This is a genomic window from Bradyrhizobium jicamae (genome assembly GCF_018130215.1).
Classification (GTDB): Bacteria; Pseudomonadota; Alphaproteobacteria; order Rhizobiales; family Xanthobacteraceae; genus Bradyrhizobium; species Bradyrhizobium jicamae_A.
The window spans coordinates 89,259-107,074 of sequence record NZ_JAFCKQ010000014.1; the positions used below are offsets into that span (position 1 = coordinate 89,259).

The 17,816-nt window shown below is 64.1% G+C and carries 14 protein-coding genes; 4 read left to right on the forward strand and 10 right to left on the reverse strand.

Translation table 11 applies throughout. The features are described from left to right. Nucleotides 1-414: 414 nt before the first annotated feature. Nucleotides 415-1,305, reverse strand: coding sequence for a LysR family transcriptional regulator (locus tag JQ586_RS17620; RefSeq protein ID WP_212395867.1), 891 nt, complete (start codon nt 1,303-1,305; stop codon nt 415-417). A 118-nt stretch (nt 1,306-1,423) separates the two neighbouring features. On the opposite strand from JQ586_RS17620, the gene JQ586_RS17625 reads away from it, so the two are divergent. Beyond that, on the forward strand, nt 1,424-2,605 hold the full coding sequence (locus JQ586_RS17625) for an ABC transporter substrate-binding protein (RefSeq protein ID WP_212395868.1): 1,182 nt from the start codon (nt 1,424-1,426) through the stop codon (nt 2,603-2,605). Between the two features lie 33 nt (nt 2,606-2,638). Here the strand turns inward: JQ586_RS17625 and JQ586_RS17630 are convergent, their stop codons facing one another. Then, complete coding sequence (locus JQ586_RS17630) at nt 2,639-5,875, reverse strand: efflux RND transporter permease subunit (RefSeq protein ID WP_212395927.1); 3,237 nt, start codon at nt 5,873-5,875, stop codon at nt 2,639-2,641. Nucleotides 5,876-6,101: 226 nt separating this feature from the next. Then, complete coding sequence (locus JQ586_RS17635) at nt 6,102-7,793, reverse strand: diguanylate cyclase domain-containing protein (RefSeq protein ID WP_212395869.1); 1,692 nt, start codon at nt 7,791-7,793, stop codon at nt 6,102-6,104. A 107-nt stretch (nt 7,794-7,900) separates the two neighbouring features. On the opposite strand from JQ586_RS17635, the gene JQ586_RS17640 reads away from it, so the two are divergent. After that, a complete protein-coding gene (locus tag JQ586_RS17640; RefSeq protein ID WP_212395870.1) occupies nt 7,901-8,605 on the forward strand; it encodes a YggS family pyridoxal phosphate-dependent enzyme in 705 nt (234 codons plus the stop codon). A 9-nt stretch (nt 8,606-8,614) separates the two neighbouring features. Here the strand turns inward: JQ586_RS17640 and JQ586_RS17645 are convergent, their stop codons facing one another. After that, complete coding sequence (locus JQ586_RS17645; RefSeq protein ID WP_212395871.1) at nt 8,615-9,400, reverse strand: 2-keto-4-pentenoate hydratase; 786 nt, start codon at nt 9,398-9,400, stop codon at nt 8,615-8,617. 89 nt (nt 9,401-9,489) lie between these two features. Then, nucleotides 9,490-10,029: a L,D-transpeptidase gene (locus tag JQ586_RS17650; protein WP_212395872.1), complete on the reverse strand. Its 540-nt coding sequence runs from the start codon at nt 10,027-10,029 to the stop codon at nt 9,490-9,492. Nucleotides 10,030-10,273: 244 nt separating this feature from the next. On the opposite strand from JQ586_RS17650, the gene JQ586_RS17655 reads away from it, so the two are divergent. Next, complete coding sequence (locus tag JQ586_RS17655; RefSeq protein ID WP_044539278.1) at nt 10,274-10,960, forward strand: response regulator transcription factor; 687 nt, start codon at nt 10,274-10,276, stop codon at nt 10,958-10,960. Nucleotides 10,961-11,015: 55 nt separating this feature from the next. Continuing rightward, nucleotides 11,016-11,456 carry a cyclic nucleotide-binding domain-containing protein gene (locus JQ586_RS17660; RefSeq protein WP_212395873.1) on the forward strand — a complete coding sequence of 147 codons (441 nt, stop codon included), beginning with the start codon at nt 11,016-11,018 and terminating at the stop codon, nt 11,454-11,456. Between the two features lie 6 nt (nt 11,457-11,462). On the opposite strand, the gene JQ586_RS17665 is transcribed toward JQ586_RS17660, so the two are convergent. From JQ586_RS17665 to JQ586_RS17685, 5 genes are all read right to left on the reverse strand, one after another. After that, nucleotides 11,463-12,278, reverse strand: coding sequence for an exodeoxyribonuclease III (locus JQ586_RS17665; RefSeq protein ID WP_212395874.1), 816 nt, complete (start codon nt 12,276-12,278; stop codon nt 11,463-11,465). 129 nt (nt 12,279-12,407) lie between these two features. Beyond that, nucleotides 12,408-13,217 carry an outer membrane lipoprotein carrier protein LolA gene (locus JQ586_RS17670; protein ID WP_212395875.1) on the reverse strand — a complete coding sequence of 270 codons (810 nt, stop codon included), beginning with the start codon at nt 13,215-13,217 and terminating at the stop codon, nt 12,408-12,410. A 97-nt stretch (nt 13,218-13,314) separates the two neighbouring features. Next, nucleotides 13,315-15,795 carry a DNA translocase FtsK gene (locus JQ586_RS17675; RefSeq protein ID WP_212395876.1) on the reverse strand — a complete coding sequence of 827 codons (2,481 nt, stop codon included), beginning with the start codon at nt 15,793-15,795 and terminating at the stop codon, nt 13,315-13,317. Between the two features lie 16 nt (nt 15,796-15,811). Then, entirely contained in the window at nt 15,812-17,038 is a 1,227-nt protein-coding gene (locus tag JQ586_RS17680) for an aminotransferase class I/II-fold pyridoxal phosphate-dependent enzyme (RefSeq protein WP_212395877.1), read from the reverse strand. A 304-nt stretch (nt 17,039-17,342) separates the two neighbouring features. Beyond that, nucleotides 17,343-17,747, reverse strand: a complete 405-nt coding sequence (locus JQ586_RS17685; RefSeq protein WP_212395878.1) for a GFA family protein — start codon at nt 17,745-17,747, stop codon at nt 17,343-17,345. Nucleotides 17,748-17,816 lie beyond the last annotated feature (69 nt).

Consider the following 17,816-nt stretch of genomic DNA (forward strand, 5'->3'; position numbering starts at 1 on the left):
AGGTGTAACCGGAGCAATCCGGCTTTCCCTGCGCGATGGGTTACGGCTTATACGTGCTCTCCCCGGCGAGACTGGGCTTGCTTGTCACCGCCGTCAGCAAGAGACCTTGGTCTCTTGCTGACAGGACACCTGCCACCAGGGCGTCAGGCCTGCACGATTTCGCCGTCCACCTCATGCGCTCTCGTCAGTCACGCATGCGGCGTCCACCGCATCCCACCACCACGTTCGTGACGATCGCGAGCGCCCCTCGATCGGGTGAGACGGCAAATTCTATACACTGATTTGCCGTTACGATAAACCGAATTATTTTTGCGACGGGGGCTTGCGCCGTCGGGCAAATCAATGATCGTGATTTGCGCATCAACGATAGGACGAGGCCCGCTCCGTACCACAGTCGCGCGCCGGCCGCCCCGGCTATCCCGTCAAGACCGAGCGCACCTGTTCGATGTCAGTGACGATGAAGTCGAAGAACGCGCTGACGCGCGGGACGTGCCGGAGATCGGGGTGGGTCAGCAGGTAGATTGGAGAGTACAACACCGGCAGCGGCCCAAGCACGCGCTCGAGGTCGGTTTCTCTCGCCGCAAGCGGCATCGGCAAGGGTGCCAAACCCGCCCCCGATTTCACGCTCATGAGCAATCCCGGCACGGTGTCGCTGCTGGCCACGACTCTTGCCGAGGGTGCAACTGAGCGAAGCCACTTGGCTGCGTGATGGTCCTTGATGTCGCCATCGAAACCGATCACCGCGTGAGCGGCGAGATCCTCGATCCCCGTGATGCGTCCGTTTCGTTCCAGATAGGCGCGGCTGCCATAGAGCGCCCACGGTACGTCGGCGATCTTGCGCCCGACCAGCGTCTCTTCGTTGGGGATCCCGGCTCGTATCGCGACGTCGGCCTCGCCCTTGGCGATATCGAGGAAATGGTCGCTCATCACCAGCTCCACCCGCATTCCGGGATGCCGGTCCTGAAAGGTCTCGAGCAATCGGGTTTGCACCAGCCGATAGCCGATCGATTCCGAACAGGTGACTCGAACGGCGCCTGGCTTTTCATCGGCGGCTGCAAGATAGCGCTCGATCGCGCCGACCGCCTTCTCAACCTGTTCGACGAGAGGGCGCAATTCGGCTCCGAACTCGGTCAGCCGATAGCCGGTCGCATGACGGACGACGATGTGACGCCCGATCCGCTTCTCCAACTCGGCCAGCCGGCGATGGACGGTCGATTGGCTCAGGCGAAGCGACTTTGCGGCCGCGATCGTGCTGCCCTGGCGGGCAACGGCCAGGAAATGCCGAAGATCGTCCCAGTCGAACATGAGCTATTCACTCTTGACTGCACCAAACGCAATCTTGCGGCTGCCAGGGACGGACAGGAAAGTCCAAGCTGGCCCCGATAATTGCTCATATTTTTCATATTATTGGAGGCAGGCCGCCATGCGCAGGAAATCTTTGCATTTGCTCGCTCTGTCAGCAGCCATCGCGCTTGGAGCGCCGTCTGTCGGCACGGTTGCAGCGCAAGAAGTCGTCAAGATAGGGCTTATCATGCCGATGACGGGGGTCCTGGGGCCCGTCGGCAAGCAGGCCGTGGCTGGCGCCCGCCTTTATGTGGCACAGCACGGCGACGTGGTCGCCGGTCGCAAGATCGAATTGATCGTGAGGGATGACGCAAGTCTCCCGGACAATTCCAAGCGCATCGCTCAGGAAATGCTCGTTACCGACAAGGTCGCCATTCTCGGCGGCGGCCTGACCCCGAACGTCCTGGCCATCGCGCCGCTGGTCACCGAGAGCAAGACCGCCACCGTGGTCATGGTATCGGGGACGTCCATCGTCACGGAGCGCTCACCCTATTTCGTCCGCACCAGCTGGACCCATGCGCAACAGGCGAGCGTGCTGGCCAAATGGGCGGCCCGGAATGGCTCGAAGCGGGTCACCATCATCGCGTCGGACTGGGCTCCCGGGCACGAGGCGTCAGGCGTCTTCGCGTCGACATTCACGCAAGCGGGCGGCTCCGTCGTCGAGACCCTCAAGGTCCCCCTGGTCAATCCGGACTTCTCGCCGTTCTTGCAGCGGGCACATGACGCCAATCCGGACACCCTCTTTGTCTTCGTTCCCGCCAGCCAGGCTGCGATCCTCGCCAAGCAGTTCGTCGAGCGGGGGCTCGACAAATCCGGCATCAAGCTGATCGGCCCGGGTGACATCGCCGATGATGAAGACCTGCCGGGCATGAGCGAGGCCATGGTCGGCATGGTGACGGCCGGCTTCTACTCCGCCTACCATCCCTCAAGGATCAACAGGGACTATGTGGCTGCGTTCCGGAAGGCCAATTCGAACGTGCGTCCGAACTTCATCAGCGTCAGCGCCTATGACGGCATGCATCTGATCTACGAGGCGCTCAAGAAGACGGCAGGCAATTCCGACGGCCCGGCGCTGGTGGAGGCGATGAAGGGGATGGCGTGGGAAAGTCCGCGCGGCCCGATGTCGATCGATGCGAAGACGCGGGACGTCGTTCAGGACATCTATATCCGACGCGTCGAGAAGGTGGAGGGTGCGCTCTACAGCGTCGAATTCGAAACGTTCAAGGAGGTCGCAGACCCGACAAAGCTGGCAAACAGATAGCGATGACGCAATCTCTCGAGCCTGTGCAACCGGCTATGTCGGCTCGGCATCTTCCCGAGGTGTCCGTGGTTCATGGACCTCGTCTCGTCCGAGGAAGTAGCTCTGCAACGCAGGCACGATCACAAGCAGCATGATCGGGCCGATCAGCATTCCGCCCACGATGACCGTCGCAAGCGGTCGCTGAACCTGGCTGCCGATTCCGGTCGAAAGCGCGGCCGGCAGCAAGCCGATGCAGGCTGACAGCGTCATCATGAGGATCGGCCGCAGCTGCTGGTCGGCGGCCTCGAACATGGCGTCGGCCGGGTTCACCCCCCTGCCGGCGACCCGATAATAACCGTGGATGATGAGAATGCCGCTCATCACCGACACGCCGAACAGCGAGATGAACCCGATCGCGGCCGAGATGCTGAAATTCAATCCGAAAATGTACAGGCCCAAAATGCCGCCGCTCATCGCGAACGGAAGCCCGAGCAGCGCCAGCAGGCTGTTACGGAACGAATTGAACAGCCCGTAGAGCAGCACCATGATGAAGGCGAACGTGACCGGAAGAATGATGGCAAGCCGCTTCTTGGCCTGCTGCAGCCATTCGAATTCTCCGGCCCAATCGATCCGATAGCCGGTCGGCAGCTTCACATTCTGGGCGATACGCTCCTGGGCTTCCTCGACCGCGCCCGCGAGGTCGCGGCCACGCACGCTGAATTTGATCGGCACGAAGCGCTGGTTGCGCTCGCGGAAGATATAGGACGCGCCGGTGTCGAGCGTGATGGAGGCGATCTCGCTCAAGGGAATGTACGCATTGCCATTGGGGGTCTGAACCCCGACCTTGAGATTGCGTACACTGTCGATGCTGCTGCGATATTGGGGTGCGAGCCGCACGACCACGCCGAATTGGCGGTCCGCCTCCAGAAGTGTGGTCGCCGTCGTTCCGCCAAGGGCGGCTTGAACGACGGCATTGGCGTCGCCGACGCTCAGGCCGTAGCGCGCCACCTTCTCGCGATCTGGCTTGATATTCAGATTGGCCTGCCCGAGGACCCAGAACGCGCCAAGATCGGTAATGCCCGGCACCTTGGCCATTTCGGCCATCGCCTCTCTGGCGATCCGTTCGAGGGTCGCCAGATCGGGACCCACGATCTTGATCGAATTGGCGCCTTTGACGCCCGACAGCCCTTCCTCGACGTTGTCCTGGATATATTGCGAGAAATTGAAGTTGATGCCGACGAATCTTTGCGCGAATTCGGCCTGCAGCTCCTCGACGAGCGTTTCCTTGGTTACCCCCGCCGGCCATTCGTCGAATGGCTTCAGCGGCACGAAGAACTCCGCATTGGAGAACCCTGCCGCATCGCTGCCGTTGTCGGGACGGCCATGCTGCGAGACCACCGTGATGACCTCGGGATGGCGCAGCAGAATCTCCCTGATCTCGGTCACGATCGGCATGCCCGCTTCGAGCGACATCGTCGGCGGCAACGCGGCGCGAATCCACAGATTGCCTTCTTCGAGCGTCGGCAGGAATTCGCTGCCGAGGCGCGAGCCGAGCACGCCGCTGACGACGAGGAATACGAGCCCGATCGCGATCGTCACCGGCCTGTTCCGCAGCGACCAGTGCAGCGCCGGCCGGTAGATCCGGCGCAGACTGCGTACCACCACCGTTTCCGCCTCGCTCACATGTTCCGGGAGCAGCAGCGAACAGAGACACGGCGTCACGGTAAATGTCGCGATCAGCGCTCCCACCAGCGCGTAGGCGTAGGTCCGCGCCATCGGACCGAAGATCTGGCCCTCGACCCCTTGCATCGTGAACAGCGGGATGAAGGCCGCGACGATGATCGCCGTGGAAAAGAATACCGCCCTGTCGATTTGCAGCGCGCTGATCAGGATGAGCCGCAGCCGGTCGGTCCATACCTGGTCGGCCGATCGAAGTCCGGTTCCCGTGGGATCGTCGCCCCATCGCTTTTCGGCAAGGTGCTGGAATAGCTGCTGCTGTCCCGGGGCGCCCGTCTGGAAGTTGCGATAGACATTCTCGACCAGGATGACGGCGGAATCGACGATGATACCGAAGTCGACGGCACCGACCGACAGCAGGTTGGCGTCTTCGCCCCTCAAGACGAGGATGATGATGCTGAAGAACAGTGCGAAGGGGACATTGGCGCCCACGATGATGGCGCTGCGCAGGTCGCCGAGAAACAGCCATTGAATGAAGAAAATCAGCAGACAGCCGAACAACAGATTGTGCAGGACCGTGCTGGTGGTGACGGCGACCAGCGTGCTGCGGTTATAGAACGGAACCAGTTTCACGCCGGGAGGCAGGCTGCCGTCGGAGTTGATCTTCCGGATCTCCGCCCGGACGCGTTCGATGACGTCATTGGTGTGCAGCGTGCGATTCATGATGATGATCGCGGCGACCACGTCGTCGTCATGGTCGCGACCGGCCTTGCCGAGCCGCGGCACATAGCCCACCGAGACCTTTGCGACATCCTTCACGAATATCGGCAGTCCCTTGGTCGACGAGAGCATGACGTTCTCGATGTCCTGGACCTTGTAGCCCTGGGTCAAATCCGTTTCGCCGCCGCTGTCCATCAGTCCGACGCCGCGGACATTCACGGACTGCTTCCCCACGTTGATGGTGCGACCGCCCACATTGATGTTGGCGTTGCCGAGTGCGGTAATCACCTGTGGCAGCGTCACGCCGTAGGTCTCAAGCTTCTCCAGGTCGACGTCGACGTCGTATTCCTTGGTCGTGCCGCCCCAGGTGTTGACCTGCACGACACCGGGAACCGAAAGGAGCCGCCGTTGCAATATCCAGTCCTGGACCGTGCGCAGATTGCTCAGCCCGAAATGCGGCGGTCCGACCACCTCATAGCGGTAGATTTCGCCGACGAGGCTGGTCGCCTGGATTTGCGCCGTCACCCCGCCGGGGAGACTGACGTTCTGCTGAAGGTTGATCGCAGTCTGCGTGAGGGCAAAGTAGTAGTCGACGCCGTACTGGAACACGACGCGAACGAAGGACAGGCCGTAGAATGAGGTCGAACGAATGACGTCGACGCCGGGCGTCGCTGCAAGGCCAACCTCGATCGGGATCGTGTAGTAGCGTTCCATCTCCTCGGCCGACAGGCCCGCAGATTGCGCAGTGATCTCCAGGATCACCGGTGCCGGATTGGGATAGGCCTCGATGTTGAGCCTGGAAAACGCGAACGCGCCGGCGCCAATAAAGGCGAGCAAGCCCAACAGCACCAGCGGGCGTCGGGTCAGGCTGAAAGTGAGAAGCCCCTTGAGCAGAGATTATCTCCGGATCCAAGCACCCTGCGAGGAGGGGGCGAGAATCGCATCCCCGAACGCATCCAATCGCTGAATGGTAGAGAAGTTTGGCTCTGTCTTGAAGTTCAAATTGGCCGGACGCTGGACGATCCTGCCGAGCGCGCCGCCAGTGGCGCTGCATTCGTTGAACTTTCGTCTATCAGGTCAGGGTTGTGCGCCAACGGCTCCACGCCCCGTGGATCGGGCTTCAGCTCGCAAGCGCCATCCCGGCTTCACCTGCGACCTTGACGGCGCCATGCTCGACCACCGCATTCCGGCCAATACGCTTGGCGGCATAGAGGGCGGCATCGGCCGCTTCGATCAGGTCGCCGGGGCGCTGGACGTCGTTCGGCTTCGTGGTCGCGACGCCGACGCTGACCGTGACGATGCCGTGGCTCGAGGTCGCATGCGGCAGGCCGAGGCCGAGGACCGCGGTGCGCACCGTCTCGCCGATCGCAAGCGCATGCGCGGCGTCGGTGTTGGGCAGCATCAGGCAGAATTCCTCGCCGCCATAGCGGCCGGCAAAGCCCATCGTGTCGGCGGCGATGGCGGACAGCGTTTCGCCGAGACGGGTCAGGCAGGCGTCGCCCTCGGGATGGCCGTAGGTGTCGTTGTAGAGCTTGAAGTGATCGACATCGATCATCAGCAGGGACAGCGCGCAGTCTAATTGCTGCGCCTTCATCCATTCGAAGTCGAGCCGGCTCTGGAAGCCGCGGCGGTTGGCGAGGCCGGACAGCACGTCGATCGAGGCCATCACGGTGAGGCGATCATTGGAAGCCAGCAGCTCGCGCTCGCGCTGGCTGAGCTGCGCGGCCATTGCGTTGAAGGCGCGCGCCAGCGGAACGAACTCGGACGGCAGCTTGCGCTTGGCGACGCGCGCCGACCAGTCACCCTCGCCGAAGCGTCGGGCCATTCCGGTCATCAGCTCGATCGGATTGATGATCAGCTTCTCCGCGCCGACGAGCGCACCCAGCAAAACGAAGAGGCAGACGAAGCCGAGCTGAAGATAGGCGGTGCGGATCTGCTGACGGATCGCCTCCGTCACCTTGGCTTCATCCATGCTGACGATCAGCCGCGACTCCGTTCCGGAGATCTTGGCGAAGCTCAGCGTGCGATCGGACCCATCGGATGCCGTGAACGAGACCGAGCCCGACGGCGCATCATAGCTCAGCGCCTTCTCCGCGATCGCCGACATCAGCGGGATGGTGTCGAGCGAGCGGCCGATCAGGTTCGCATGATCCGCCGGCGCGGCGATCACGACGCCGGTCGAGTCGACCAGCACGGCCGTCATGCCCGGCTGGCCGCCGAGATTGGCCATGATCTGCGACAGCCAGTCGATGTTGATGCCGGCGACGACGACCGCGTCCTCTTCCGGGTTGATCGCGGCCACGGGATAGGCAGCCATCATCATCGGCCGCCCGTTGGTCTTGCCGAACAGATAGTCGCTGAACACGAAGCTGCGGGTGTCCTGCGCCTTCTTGAAATAGTCGCGATCGCCGAGATTGAGGCCGACCTGGACGTTGAGGGTCGAGCACTGCACGAGACCGTCCCTGGAGACGAACATGATGCTGAGGATCCACGGCAAATTGGTCGGCAGGCTGGCGCGCAGCACCTCGCAGCTCCGGGCGATGCCGCCGGAGGCGCGGATATAGGCGGCCGATTTCAGCATGGTCTCGACCGACGACACCACCTCGCGCTGGGTTTCGGCGGCGTGGCTGGTCAGATTGGCGTAACTCTCGGCGGCCTGTGCGATCTGCTTGGCCCTGAAATCCTCGAGCATGCGGACGCGGTCGAGCATCAGGGGGACGACCAGCAGCAATGCAAGCAGGGTCAGCCGGGCACGTATGCCCAGAACCGTCTTGAGTCTGACCCGGTTGCGGTTGAAAGTGACGCCAGACATTTTTTCCCTTGCCCGTGCGCCAAGGTAGAATGCAGGCTTCAAGAAGCCTTTCCCGAATTTGGTAAAATTCGACCCAACATCACTATCTGTCAGAAATCGGCACAAGCATGATGCAAAGCTCGACCACGCCATTATCAGCCCATTCACCAAGCGGGCTCGCCGCCGTCCAGGAGGAGGTCGCGCGCGCCTGCAAGGAAGCGCGGCGCGATCGCGCCTCGGTGACGCTGATCGCCGTCTCGAAGACCTTCGACGCCGGCGCCATTTCACCCATCATCGACGCCGGACAGCTTGTGTTCGGCGAAAATCGCGTGCAGGAGGCCAAGGGCAAGTGGCCGGCGCTGCTGCAATCCCGTCCCGGCATCGCGCTGCACCTGATCGGGCCGTTGCAGTCGAACAAGGCCAAGGAAGCGGTCGCGCTGTTCGATGCGATCCATTCGGTCGATCGGCCCAGCATTTGCGAAGCATTGGCCAGGGAAATCAAATCCCGCGGCAAGCAGCCGGAACTGTTCGTCCAGATCAACACCGGCGAGGAGCCACAGAAAGCCGGCGTCGCGCCGCAGGACGCCGATGAATTCATCGCCGCGTGCCGCGAGAAGTACGGCCTGCAGATTTCCGGGCTGATGTGCATCCCGCCGGTCGAGCAGGCGCCGGCGCCGCACTTCGCGCTCTGCGCCAAGATCGCCGCGCGCAACGGATTGAAGAATCTGTCGATGGGGATGAGCGCGGATTTTGCGACCGCGATCCAGATGGGCGCTACGCATGTGCGCGTGGGCTCGGCGATCTTCGGGACAAGGACGGTACCGCACGCTTAGTCATCGGCTTTACGCGAACCGCACCGACACCTTTCCGAGCACGCCGAAATCCGCGGCGAAGTCATCACCCGCCGCGATCGGCAGCGGTGGGTGGCAGGTGCCCGTTGTGATCACCTCTCCGGCCCGCAACATCAGTCCAAGCCCGCGCAGCTCGTTGACGCACCAGGCGAGCGCGACCCGGGGATCGCCCAGCACGTTCCTGCCGTGGCCCGTGTATCGCTCGCCGCGCAGCGTGATCGTCGGCCGCTCCTCGACGAGATCCATCGTTCGCCAGTCGGCCGAGGTCGCAGGTCCCAGCACGAACAGATGCGCGCAGGCATTGTCGGCGATCAGTTGCGCCTCACCGGCGGCGGTGAAGTCGGCGAAGCGCGAGTCCGGGATCTCGATGGCCGGATGCAGCGTGCCGACGGCGTCGAGCGCCTCCTGCACCGAATAGGCCGATGATCGCGGCGGCAGGTCGTGCGCCATGCGGAAGGCGAATTCCGGCTCGCCGACGCGCATTTCGTTGCCGGTCATCGACGCGATGCCACCGTCGGCGATCACGGTCTCGGCGAGGATGCGCCCGGCCAGCGGCCCCGCGACGTTGATGTGCTTCTGGCCGGCTTCGCTGGTCGCCGCGATCTTCCAGCCGAACAATTTTTCGCGCGAGGTTTTCTCCAGTGCGGCCTGCACGGCGTAGCCGTCGGCGCGATCGCGCGGCCGGATCGCATCAACGAGCGCACGGAGCTTGGTGCCGGCTCGCCAGTGGTCGTGGAGGATTTTTGACGCTGCGGCGATCTGGCTGGTGTCAAGCATGGGCGAATTCCGGGCTGTGTCGTTTGTTGCGTCCTGGACCTGCATCACCGTCATTGCTCGCAATGACGGTGATGCAGCCGTACGTAAACCTATCCGATGATGATCCTGGTCCGCGGGCTCATCCGTCGCAACAGGCGCAGCATCGATGCCTTGGTCATGGAGACGCAACCTGCCGTCGGCGAAAAGTTCGTACGCGCCAGATGCAGGAACACCGCGCTGCCGCGGCCGGCGATCCGGGGCGCGGCGTTGTGGTCGATCTCGACAATGAAGTCGTAGAGATGATCTTCGCGGGCCAGGCGGTCGCCGCCCTGGCCCGGACCGAGCCTGATCGGCTGGTTGTAGTGGCGGTCGGCCGGATCCTCGCACCAGGCGTCCTCGGGCCGGATCGGCCGGCTCGGCAGCAGGGATTTTGGCCGCCGGTGGCGGTCGGCGCGCCACCACAGCTGCAGGGGATGGAACGTGCCGCGCGGTGTGCCGCCGTCGCCCTCGCGCTTGTTGGCGAGGATGCCGCCTCGGCCAAGCGCCACCGGCACGGTCCAGCCGTCGGCCGTCAGCCAACCCCGGCGCGGGTTGCCGGCGGCGGGGCGGACGCAAATGGCGGAGAGCGGGCGATCACGGGCTTCTATCATATAAGTGATTGAAATAGCTTGCCTTCCTTTCAGAATCGCTCCAATCCTGACTTGCCTTAAGCGGCCGACCCGTTCTATCCCCCGGCATTACAGGACATTCACCTCGCCCCTGCCGATTTTGGGATAGACTGCAGTGCCTTGTGAATCGGTAACAATCGCCTACCTGAAGCCCTATCTAGCCCAACTGCGGCCATAGGCGCTGTCTGCTTCTGTCCGCCCCTGCTGCCCCCGAAGGATCGTACCTATGGCCAATGCCCGCAAGATCTTGATCGTGGATGACGATACCGATCTGCGCGATACGCTGGTCGAGCAGTTGTCGCTGCACGAGGAATTCGAAGCCTCCGCAGTCGACACCGGCGCCAAGGGCGCCAGCGCCGCCAAAGCCAATTCCCCCGATCTGGTGTTGATGGATGTCGGCCTGCCCGATACCGACGGCCGCGAGGTGGTCCGCTCCCTGCGCAAGGGCGGTTTCAAGGCGCCGATCATCATGCTGACCGGCCATGACACCGATTCGGACACCATTCTCGGACTCGAATCCGGCGCCAACGACTATGTGGCCAAGCCTTTCCGCTTCGCGGTGCTGCTGGCCCGCATCCGGGCCCAGCTCCGCCAGCACGAGGCCAGCGAGGACGCCGTGTTCTCGGTCGGCCCCTATTCCTTCCGGCCCGGCTCCAAGATGCTTACCGGGGCCAACGCCCGGAAGGTGCGGCTGACCGAGAAGGAGACCGCGATCCTCCGCTTCCTCTACCGCGCGGGCCAGATGCCGGTATCGCGGGAGACCCTGCTGCAGGAGGTCTGGGGTTACAATTCCGGCGTGACCACCCACACGCTGGAGACCCACATTTACCGTCTGCGGCAGAAAATCGAGAAGGATGCCGCCAATCCGGAAATCCTGGTCACGGAAGCCGGTGGCTACAAGCTGGTGCCGTGATACGTTCGCGCTCAACGATTCGTGAAATCGAGGCGCACCCCGGTTCCCGGCCTGAATGTCGATCGACGATGATGTAGCCCTGCTCGAGCGGGTCCCGACGATGCGTCTGTTGGGAGATACCTCGTTGCGCATGTTGGCGATCGGCTCCGAGCAACGCGATTTCAACCAGGGCGACCTGCTGTTCAAGGCCGGCGACGACGCCGATGCCGGCTATGTCGTGCAGCGCGGTGCATTCCGGGTCGAGGAAGGTGGCGCCGAGATCGTCGCCGGTCCCGGCGCGCTGATCGGCGAGCTGGCGCTGATCGTGGCGATGAAGCGGCCGTCGACCGCAACCGCGATGGAGCGCACCTCCGTCATCCGCATTGCGCGCAGCCTGTTCCAACGCGTGCTGGAAAGCGACCCCGCCGCCGCCCGCCGCCTGCGCGACGAACTCGCGATGCGCACCAGCCAGCTCGCCAGCGATATTCTGATGGCCGGCGCGAAGCTGAGCACGTAGTTCGCCTCACACCTCCAGCACCGCCGTCACCGGCACATGGTCCGACGGGCGCTCCCAGCCGCGGGCGTCGCGGGTGATCCTGAAATCGCTGACCTGGTCCTTCAGCGCGCGCGAGACCCAGATGTGGTCGAGCCTGCGGCCGCGGTCGCCGACGGTCCAGTCGGCGGCACGATAGCTCCACCAGGTGTAGACCTTCTCCGACATCGCAATCCGCTCGCGCGCGATGTCGAACCATTCGCCGTGCGTTTGCGCGGCGAGCAGCTTCTCGGTTTCGACCGGCGTGTGCGAGACCACCTTCAGGAGCTGCTTGTGCGACCATACGTCGTTCTCGTGCGGCGCGACGTTGAGGTCGCCGACCAGGATGTGGCGATCATCGCCGCGCGGATGCAGCGGTTCGCAGGCCTTCATCTCGTCGAGGAATTGCAGCTTGTGCTCGAACTTCGGATTAAGCGCGGGATCGGGAATGTCGCCGCCGGCCGGCACGTAGAAATTATGCAGCACCAGCGGCTTTGCCAGCTGCGCCTTCTCGCCGAACGAAACGGATATGTGCCGCGAATCGATCTTGTCGCAGAACGTCCTGATGTCGGTGCTCTCGAACGGCAATCGCGAGACGATGGCGACGCCGTGATAGCCCTTCTGCCCGTTCAGGGCGACATGCTCGTAGCCGAGCCGCTTGAAGCGCTTCAGCGGAAACGCATCGTCGATGCATTTGGTCTCCTGCAGGCACAGCACATCCGGCCGCGCGCTCTTCAGGAATTTGGCGACGATGTCGATGCGCAGGCGCACCGAGTTGATGTTCCAGGTGGTGACGGAGAAACGCATGAGGATCGCGTCTTAGCACGGTTCGCGACCGGCGAATTCCGATTGTCCACAGCGCCGTTGGATGGGGAGAGCGGAGTGCGCAGAGAGATCCGGAAAAGCGTGTAGCGGTTTCTCCGAAAAGATCATGCTCTAGCCCGGCGAGGCGCCGGGATAGGTCGTGAAGTCGATCTTGAACAGACTGGGATCTGGCTTCTGCGTCGAGTCGAGATTGTAGACGGCGACGGTGGTGTCGTAGCCCTGCGGGTCGGTGACGGTCCACTGCTTGAGCTTGCCGTCCTTGGCGCCGATCATCAGCAGGAAGCGGCTGGTGCCGATCAGCGCCTGCTTCTCCTCGATGGTGATGCTGACGAAGACGTCGTCGGCGGTGACGCTGACGACATTGGTGTCCTTCATCAGGTCGATGCGATCGGACAACAGGTAGCGCAGCGGCGTCTGCGACAGCGGATAGATGTCCTGGGTCGCGAGCCTGCGGTCGCGCACCGCGACCGACGAGCCGTCGGCGATCACCTCGATCGGGCTCGGATCGTCATATTCGAAACGCAGCTTGCCCGGCTTCTGGATGTAGAAATCGCCCTTGGTCTTGGTGCCGTCGGGGCCGACCTGGACGAAGTTTCCGACCAGCGACTGCAACGACGACAGGTAGGCCGACACCTTGGCGGCCTGCGCCTTCTGGTTGGCGTCGAAGGTCTGAAAGATATTGGCGGGCACGTTGCGGCGCGGATCGGGAATGACCGGTGTCGGCGGCGGCTGGGTCGCGCCTGTGGTCGACGGGCCCTTGTCCTGCGCACTCATCTGCGTGCCGCCGTCGCGGCCCTTCGGCGCGGGCTTCGGCGTCGGCACGTTCTGCGCTGCGGCGGGATGTGCAACGCCGGTGATCGCGGCTGCGACGAGGAGGGCCAGCGCATGGCGCAAGCGGCGGTGAATGAGGTGCTTTTCCATCAGATGTGTCTGGTCTCTGTTCGACGCGACCCGCTTCGCCCGACTTTATCGCGCCTCTTCCGAAGGAGATATGGCTTTTCCGTGATGATGGGCCCGATCAGAACTGACCTTCTTCTTCTCCGACCAGGATTTCACGTTTTCCGGCGTGATTCGCCGGACCGACGATGCCTTCCAGTTCCATCCGCTCCATCAGCGACGCGGCGCGGTTATAGCCGATTTGCAGCCGGCGCTGAATGTAGGACGTCGACGCCTTGCGGTCGCGCTTGACGATCGCAACCGCCTGCGCGAACAGGTCGCCGCCGCCGTCTCCGCCCATGCCGGTGGCATCGAACACCGCGCCGTCCTCGTCGGTCGGCTCTTCCGCGGTGACCGCTTCGAGATATTCCGGTGCGCCTTGCGTCTTCAAATGGCGCACCACCTTCTCGACTTCCTCGTCGGAAGCGAACGGGCCGTGCACACGGCTGATACGGCCGCCGCCAGCCATGTAGAGCATGTCGCCCTGGCCGAGCAGCTGCTCGGCACCCATCTCGCCGAGAATGGTGCGGCTGTCGATCTTCGACGTCACCTGGAAGGCGATGCGGGTCGGGAAGTTCGCCTTGATCGTGCCGGTGATGACGTCGACCGAGGGACGCTGCGTCGCGAGTATCACGTGCAGGCCTGCGGCACGCGCCATCTGCGCGAGGCGCTGCACCGCGCCCTCGATGTCCTTGCCGGCGACCATCATCAGGTCGGCCATCTCGTCGACGATGATGACGATGTAGGGCAGCGGCTCGAGATCGAGCTTCTCTTCCTCGTAGATCGCCTTGCCGGTCTCCTTGTCGAAGCCGGTATGGACGGTGCGCGTCAGCTCCTCGCCCTTGCCCTTGGCCTCGACGAGGCGCGCATTGTAGCCGTCGATGTTGCGCACGCCGAGCTTGGCCATCCGCTTGTAGCGCTCCTCCATCTCGCGCACGGCCCATTTCAGCGCGACGACGGCCTTCTTCGGATCGGTGACGACGGGCGTCAACAGGTGCGGAATGCCGTCATAGACCGACAGTTCGAGCATCTTCGGATCGACCATGATCAGGCGGCACTGATCGGGGCGCAGCCGGTAGACCAGGCTGAGGATCATGGTGTTGATCGCCACCGATTTGCCGGAGCCGGTGGTACCGGCGATCAGCATGTGCGGCGTGCGCGCGAGATCGATGATGACGGGGTCGCCGCCGATGGTCTTGCCGAGGCAGAGCGGCAGCTTGGCCACCGACTCGGTGCTTTCCTTCGCGACCAGCAGCTCGCGCAGATAGACCTTCTCGCGATGCGCGTTCGGCAGCTCGATGCCGATCGCATTGCGGCCGGCCACGACGGCGACACGCGCCGACAGCGCGCTCATCGAGCGCGCGATGTCGTCGGACAGTCCGATCACGCGCGACGATTTGATGCCGGGGGCGGGCTCGAGCTCGTACAGCGTGACGACCGGGCCGGGATTGGCCTTGACGATCTCGCCGCGCACGCCGAAATCCTGCAGCACGCCTTCGAGCGCGCGCGAATTGGCCTCCAGCTCCGCCTTGCTCAGCGGCTGACGATCGCTTGCCTTCGGCGCGGTCAGCACCGAGACCGACGGCAGCTCGAACCTGTCGGAGGACTTCTTCTTGACGCGCGGTTCCGCCTTCTTGCGCGGCGCGCGGGCGACGGGAGCTTCCTCTTCCTCCTCGTCATCATCATCGTCGATGTCTTCCGCAGGCTCGTGTGCGTCGTCATCGTCTTCGGCGTGGGGCGCGATCGACGGCGCGGCGCGGCCGCCACCGATATTCGGCTCCTGGCGCTCGAAGGCCCCAGCGCGGCCCTGCGGCGCGCTCGACACCAGCGACTTATACGCGGTCGCAAACAGCCAGCCGAGCCGCGCCTTGGCGCTCATCAGCGCATGGAACAGCCAGCCCAGCGAGACCGAACTGCGATCGTCGTCTGTTTCCTCGACGAACGGCTCGTCCTCGTCCGATATGGACGCCAGCTCCGGCTCGCTTTCCTTGGCGCCCCAGCCGGAGGCGAACAGGAAAGTCACCGTCATCGCCGAAAACAGGATGATGCCGAGCACGAAGCGATAGAAGAAGCCGGGCGGCCCAAGCACGACGGCCGGCGCGCGCACCAGCGCATCGCCGACCACGCCGCCGAGCCCGGTCGGCAGCGGCCAGGCGGTGTTGTGCGGCCAGCAGCTGGCAAAGCCCGCCGCGATCACGGTGCAGAGGATCCAGCAGCCCAGCCGCAGCGCCTCGCGATCGAAGGGGCGGTGCGTCAGCATCCGCCAGCCCCACACTGCGACCGGCAGGATCAGCATGATGGCGCCGAGACCGAGGATCTGCATCAACAGGTCGGCGCCGATCGCGCCGGGATAGCCGAGCACATTGCGGATCGCGCGCGAGGTGGCGTGGCTCAGCGAGGGATCCTGCACCGACCAGGTCATCAGCGCGGCGGCGAGGATGCCGGCAAGCGCGATCAGGCCGAGCCCCATGAGCTCGCGTAACCGCCGCGCCAGCGACTCGCGGAGCGAGTGCGGCAGATGGCCGACCAGGGGAATGACACGTTCGATCGCTGGCATGCTCAATCTTCGCGCTTGGCGATTAACCCAGGGTTTCGACCAGCCGGTGCATGGCCTCGGCCGTTGATTGACTGTCGGAGACGAGCGCGAGGCGAATATAGCCCGCGCCCGGATTGGAACCGTCGGCCTGCTCGCGTGCCAGGTAGCTGCCGGGGATCACCCGTACACCGGCGTCGCGATAGAGCCTGATGGAAGCGGCTTCGTCGCCGCCGCGGTCGGAGACGTCGAGCCAGACGCAGAAACCGCCGGCGGGCCGCTTGTAGCCGTAGCGGTTGCCGAGGATCTGGTCGGCGAAATCGAACTTGACCCGGTAGAGCCTGCGATTCTCCTCGACATGCGCTTCGTCGCTGTAGGCGGCGACCGCGACGTGCTGCAGCGGTACCGGCACCTGTGGCGCGGCGACATTGCGCAGCTCGTGGAAGGCGGCCAGAAACGTCTTGTCGCCGGCGGCGAACCCGACCCGCATGCCGGGCAGGTTGGAGCGCTTCGACAGCGACTGGAACGCGACCACGTTGGTGAAGTCGGGCCCGGCGCATTCCAGCGCGCTGCCCGGCGCTTCGCGGGTGTAGATCTCCGAATAGCACTCGTCCGAGAGGATCATGAAGCCGTAGCGGTCGGCGAGCTGCTTCAGCCGCGTGAAGTATTCACGCGAGGCGACCGAGCCTTGCGGGTTGGCGGGCGAGGCGATGAAGAACGCGACCGTGCGCGCCAGCGTCGCCTCGTCGATCGAATCGAGGTCGGGCAGGAAGCCGTTGGCGAGCGTGGTCGGCAGATAGATCTGCTCGCAGCCGGCGGCGCGGGCACCGGCGCCATAGGCCGGATAGAACGGGTTCGGCATCAGGATCGCGGGCCGGCCCTTGCGCGGGGCGACGTAGCGGGCAGCGGTGATCGCGGCGAAGAACAGCCCCTCGCGGCTGCCGTTCAGCACCATGACCTCGCTCTCCGGATCGACCGGGCGGGCCAGCTGGAACCGGCTCGACAGCCAGGCCGCGACCGCCCGGCGGAACGGCTCGATGCCCTTGGCGATCGGATAGCGGCCGAATTCGGCAGTATGTCCTGCAAGGACCGGCCCGACGAAATCGGGCACGGGGTGCTGTGGCTCGCCCAACGACAGCGTAATCAATGGCTTGGCCGGCTGATAGGGAGCCAGCAGCTCGGTTGTGCGCAGGAACGGCGAGCGCTCGGCCTGGCCGGCGGATGCGAGGTTGCCGGCGCCCAGCGCCGCGCCGGATGAGGCGGTCATTGCCATGGTTGAAACGCCAGCACTTTCACTGCGGTCGGGGATGGGAAGATTCGACCGTAAACCGATCAAATCACCATAGATAGGGCGAGGTTAAGACGCGATTAACCATCGGCCCCGGGGTGGCGATCCGCGAGGACGTCCGGGCTACGCGTCGTGGTTCCGGGGTTGCTTGCGCCCCATGCCGGATCCCGTAGCCCGGATGAAGCGAAGCGAAATCCGGGACAGGCCTATCCGATGATGGAGCGCCCCCGGATTGCGCTGCGCTCCATCCGGGCTACACGCTTCGTTCGCTCGCTCGCTCGCTCTCTACCTACCGCCCCGGCAACTTCTCGAAAGCCGGCTTGCCTTCGAGCACGTGGTGGAAGGCCTGCTTGTCGCAGGTGTATATGGTCAGTTGCGGGGTGAATATCGAAGGATCGTCGAAGGTGCCGACCTTCAGGATCGCGGCGGGCAGGCCGGGCGACCTGGTCACCAGATGCGTTCCACATTCCGGGCAGAATTCGCGCGTCACGGCGCGTGCGAGGTCCTTGCGCGTGTATTGCTTGGGCTGGCTTGCGGTGTATTTGAAGCCCGCGACCGGCATCGCCATGAACATGTTCGGGCCGCCGCCGCTGATGTACTGGCATTCGCGGCACAGGCATTGCGCCGCCATCATCGGCTCGCCCTCGGCCTGGTAGCGAACCTGGCCGCAATAGCATCCGCCTTCGAGCTTCATGACGTCCTCCCTTTTATTGGTTTGGCATGCCGCTCCGCGATGGCAGGCCTTCCCGACATTATTTTCTCA